A 4,186-nucleotide genomic window follows, 5' to 3' on the forward strand; every position below is an offset into this window, starting at 1 on the left:
ACCTCGGACGCGCTGGTGTCGCGCATACGTGCCGGCGGCCATCGCGACGCGCGCTACATCGAGGGGCCGGCCGATATCGCGCCTGTCATCCGCGACATCGCCAAGCCCGGCGACTTCGTCGTCTTCCTGGGCGCCGGCAATATTACCCAATGGGCCTATGCGCTGCCGAAGGAGCTCGCCGCCTCATGATGAACGGCCAGGCCCTGATCGACAGACTTGGCGACCGGCTGGCCGGCCTGCGTGGCCGCATGACGCCAAATGCCGAGATGGACAAGATCACCTGGTTCCGGGCAGGCGGCCTTGCCGAGGCACTGTTCCAGCCGGCCGACGAGGAGGATCTTGCCGCGTTCCTCAAGGCGGTTCCCGAAGAGATCCCCCTGACGATTGTCGGTGTCGGCTCGAACCTTCTGGTCCGCGACGGCGGCATTCCGGGTTTCGTCGTCAGGCTTTCCGCCAAGGGCTTTGGCGAGGCCGAAGTCATTTCCCCGATCAGGATCAGGGCAGGTGCCGCCACGCCCGACAAGCGTGTGGCGGCGGTGGCGCTCGAGGCCGGCATCGGCGGCTTTCATTTCTACCACGGCATTCCAGGCGCCATCGGTGGTGCGCTCAGGATGAATGCCGGGGCCAATGGCGTCGAGACGGGCGAGCGCGTCGTCGAGGTGCGTGCGCTCGACCGCAAGGGTAATGTCCAGACGCTGAGCAACGCCGAGATGGGCTATGCCTACCGCCATTCGGCGGCACCGACCGGGCTGATCTTCACGTCGGCCGTCTTCGAAGGCTTTGCCGAGGACAAGGCAGCGATCAAGGCGGCGATGGAGGCGGTGCAGAACCATCGCGAGACCGTGCAGCCGATCCGCGAGAAGACGGGCGGCTCGACCTTCAAGAACCCGGAAGGCACCTCGGCCTGGAAGGAAATCGACAAGGCGGGTTGCCGCGGCCTGATGATCGGGGGCGCGCAGATGTCGCCGATGCACTGCAACTTCATGATCAACACCGGAACCGCGACCGGCTACGACCTCGAATATCTCGGCGAGACGGTGCGCGCGCGGGTACTCGAGCATTCGGGCATCCGGCTGCAGTGGGAGATCAAGCGCATCGGCAATTTCCGCTCCGGGCATGCAGTGCAGGAGTTCCTGGGTCAGCTTCTTTAGCGCATCTTGAAGTTCACGTGATGCGTGAACTTCAACGAGATCGAAATGCCTTGAAATCGTTGCTGCAAAGACTCAGCGAGACGGTTTTCGCATTCATTTTCTCACAAAGTGAATCCCTCGGAATCATAAGCACTTGCCAGTGAATCAACTCTCTGATTCTCTGCCCTAAAGCGTTTCCTGATTTGAGTCGTTCGACGCGTTACCCGCGTTTTCCGTCTGGGGGGGCAACCTGCCGGGAGACTCGGACTCAATGTTGCGGAAATCCTTGGGTTTTTAGTCCGCCGTGAGAGGGGATGACGGGGAATGAAGAACAAGCATGTGGCCGTATTGCTGGGAGGTTTCTCGTCCGAGCGGCCCGTGTCCCTGTCTTCTGGAAAGGCCTGTGCAGATGCGCTCGAGCAGGAAGGCTATCAGGTTACCCGTGTCGATGTCGGGCGCGACGTCGGTTCGGTGCTCGCCGAGCTCAAGCCCGATGTCGCCTTCAATGCGCTGCATGGGCCTTTTGGCGAGGATGGTACCATCCAGGGCATCCTCGAATATCTCGGCATTGCCTACACCCATTCCGGCGTGCTCGCCTCGGCGCTCGCCATGAACAAGGAGCAGGCGAAGAAGATCGTCAAATCGGTCGGCGTGCCTGTCGCCGAATCAAAGGTCGCCAATCGTTTCTCCATCCAGAACAAGCATCCGATGAAGCCGCCCTATGTGGTCAAGCCGGTGAGCGAAGGGTCGAGCTTCGGTGTCGTTATCGTCTCGGAGGGGCAGTCGCATCCGCCGCAGGTCATCGGGTCGTCCGAGTGGAAATATGGCGATACCGTCATGGTCGAGCGCTACATCCATGGGCGCGAACTGACCTGCGCCGTCATGGGAGACGTGGCGCTCGGCGTCTGCGAGATCATCCCAACGGGCCATTCCTTCTACGACTATGATTCAAAATATGTCGCGGGCGGATCAAAACACGAATGCCCCGCAAAAGTTTCACCGAATATTTACCAAAAAATACAGACACTGGCGCTCAAGGCTCACCAAGCTGTCGGCTGTCGGGGCGTTTCCCGGTCGGACTTCCGTTATGACGATCGTCACTCCGAAAATGGCGAGGTTGTATGGCTCGAGGTCAATACTCAGCCGGGCATGACGCCGACGTCTCTGGTGCCTGAAATTGCCGCCCATGCCGGGCATTCGTTTGGTGAACTGTTGAGTTGGATGGTGGAGGACGCTTCGTGTCTGCGTTGAAATGGGGACAGGGCAAGGTGAGGGGCGCGGCCGGGCCGTCGCTGTTCGGCCTGCCATTGTCGTTGGACCATTTCGTTCTGCCGCGCGTGCTTCGCCGCCCGGTGCGCATCCTGACGCGCCTGGGTGATGGTGAATTTCAGGCGCCGCGCTTCTCCGCCGCGATCATGTCGTCGGTGCTGCTGGCTTCGAGCGGGGCCTATGGCGCCTACCTTGGCGGTCATGCCGACGGCATCATTCAAAGCATCACCGCCCGTACCGGCTTTGCCGTCGATCAGGTCAAGGTGGTCGGCAACCGCCAGACTTCCGAGATCGACATTCTCGACCGGCTCGAGCTCGATGGCTGGACGTCGCTGATCGGCTTCGATGCCGAGGCCGCGCGGGAGCGCATCGCTACCTTGCCGTGGATCGAGATTGCCGCGGTGCGCAAGGTCTATCCGCACACGCTGGAAGTGCGCGTCGAGGAGCGCGAAGCCTTCGCGCTCTGGCAGCAGGGCGATGATCTCTCCGTCATCGAAAAGGATGGCGCCGTCATCGCGCCGTTCTCGGGCGGCAAGCAGGTGCTCCTGCCGCTGTTGATCGGCACCGGCGCGCCGGCCAAGGCGCCTGATTTCCTGGCCAAGATCGAGCAATATCCCGACCTCGCCAGCCGCATCAAAGGCTATGTCCGCGTCGGCGAGCGGCGCTGGGACCTCAAGTTGGACAACGGCATCACCGTCAAGCTGCCCGAAGACGACGAGGACCAGGCGCTCGCCGAACTCGTCAAGATGGACCATGACAAGGGGCTGTTGTCGCGCGATATCGCCGCTGTCGACATGCGCCTGACAGACCGGCTGGTCGTGGAGCTGACGCCGCAGGCGGCGACGCAGCGCGAGGCCGCGCTCAACGAGAAGCCGAAAACCCTCAAGCGCAAGCCGGAGACGAAGATATGAGCTGGCTTGGCGGTTCTGGCGATGCCTCGTCGCGCCGGTCCGGCACCCTGACGGTGCTGGATGTCGGCTCGAACAAGGTCTGTTGCATGGTGGCCAAGCTGAAGCCGAACGATGACGGCAAGCTTCTGCGCGGCCGCTCTCACCGGATCCAGGTGATCGGCATCGGCCACCAGAAATCGCAAGGGGTGAAGTCGGGCGTCGTCGTCGATCTCGACCGCGCCGAGCATGCCATCCGCCTCTCCGTCGACGCCGCCGAGCGCATGGCCGGGCTGACGGTCGATTCGCTGATCGTCAACATGACCGCCGGACGACTGAAGAGCGAAGCCTTTTCGGCCACCATCAACCTCGGCGGCCACGAGGCCGACGAAGCCGATATCAAGCGCGTGCTCGGCGCCGGCGCCAAGCAGGCGCTGAAGGCCGAACGCGAGGTGATCCACTCGCTGCCCGTCGGCTTCTCGCTCGATGCGGAGCGCGGCGTGCGCGATCCGCGCGGCATGGTGGGCGATGCGCTTGGCGTCGACATGCATGTGCTGACCGGTGATGCGGCGCCGATGCGCAATCTGGAGCTCTCCATCAACCGTTCGCACCTGTCGGTCGAGCGCATGGTGGCGACGCCCTATGCCAGCGGGCTGGCGGCACTCGTCGACGACGAGCTCGAACTCGGAGCCGCCTGCATCGACATGGGCGGCGGCACGACGACGATCTCGGTGTTTTCGGAAGGCAAGTTCGTCCATGGCGACGCCATCGCCATCGGTGGCAATCATGTGACGCTCGACATGGCCAAGGGGCTTTCGACGTCGCTCGATGCCGCCGAGCGGCTGAAGGTGATGCACGGCTCGGCGCTGCCGGGCAGCGCCGACGACCGCGATCTGGTCT

4 protein-coding genes and 1 pseudogene are annotated in these 4,186 nt (G+C 63.0%); all 5 read left to right on the forward strand.

Annotated elements, in window-relative coordinates; all coding sequences use genetic code 11:
* Positions 1-189, forward strand: a pseudogene (gene murC / locus EOA36_RS29260) (UDP-N-acetylmuramate--L-alanine ligase); the annotation flags it as partial.
* The gene (gene murB, locus EOA36_RS29265; protein ID WP_127280467.1) at positions 186-1,151 is read left to right on the forward strand and encodes a UDP-N-acetylmuramate dehydrogenase; all 966 of its coding nucleotides are present in this window, start codon (positions 186-188) and stop codon (positions 1,149-1,151) included. The pseudogene murC and the gene murB, both read left to right, overlap by 4 nt.
* Positions 1,152-1,454: 303 nt before the next feature.
* Complete coding sequence (locus EOA36_RS29270; protein WP_127280468.1) at positions 1,455-2,381, forward strand: D-alanine--D-alanine ligase; 927 nt, start codon at positions 1,455-1,457, stop codon at positions 2,379-2,381.
* Positions 2,369-3,310 (forward strand): cell division protein FtsQ/DivIB, encoded by a 942-nt coding sequence (locus tag EOA36_RS29275; RefSeq protein WP_127280469.1) that lies wholly within the window; start codon positions 2,369-2,371, stop codon positions 3,308-3,310. The genes EOA36_RS29270 and EOA36_RS29275 overlap by 13 nt, the downstream gene beginning before the upstream one ends.
* Positions 3,307-4,186 (forward strand): cell division protein FtsA (gene ftsA, locus EOA36_RS29280; RefSeq protein WP_127280470.1); only part of this gene is annotated, 880 nt, incomplete at its 3' end. The genes EOA36_RS29275 and ftsA, both read left to right, overlap by 4 nt.

The organism is Mesorhizobium sp. M8A.F.Ca.ET.021.01.1.1, from assembly GCF_003998025.1.
In the GTDB taxonomy this organism is placed as follows: Bacteria; Pseudomonadota; Alphaproteobacteria; order Rhizobiales; family Rhizobiaceae; genus Mesorhizobium.

Bases quoted from the DNA above. Each gene is read 5' to 3' on its own strand.
- murB (WP_127280467.1), top strand. From the start codon at position 186: ATGATGAACGGCCAGGCCCTGATCGACAGACTTGGCGACCGGCTGGCC.
- EOA36_RS29270 (WP_127280468.1), top strand. From the start codon at position 1,455: ATGAAGAACAAGCATGTGGCCGTATTGCTGGGAGGTTTCTCGTCCGAG.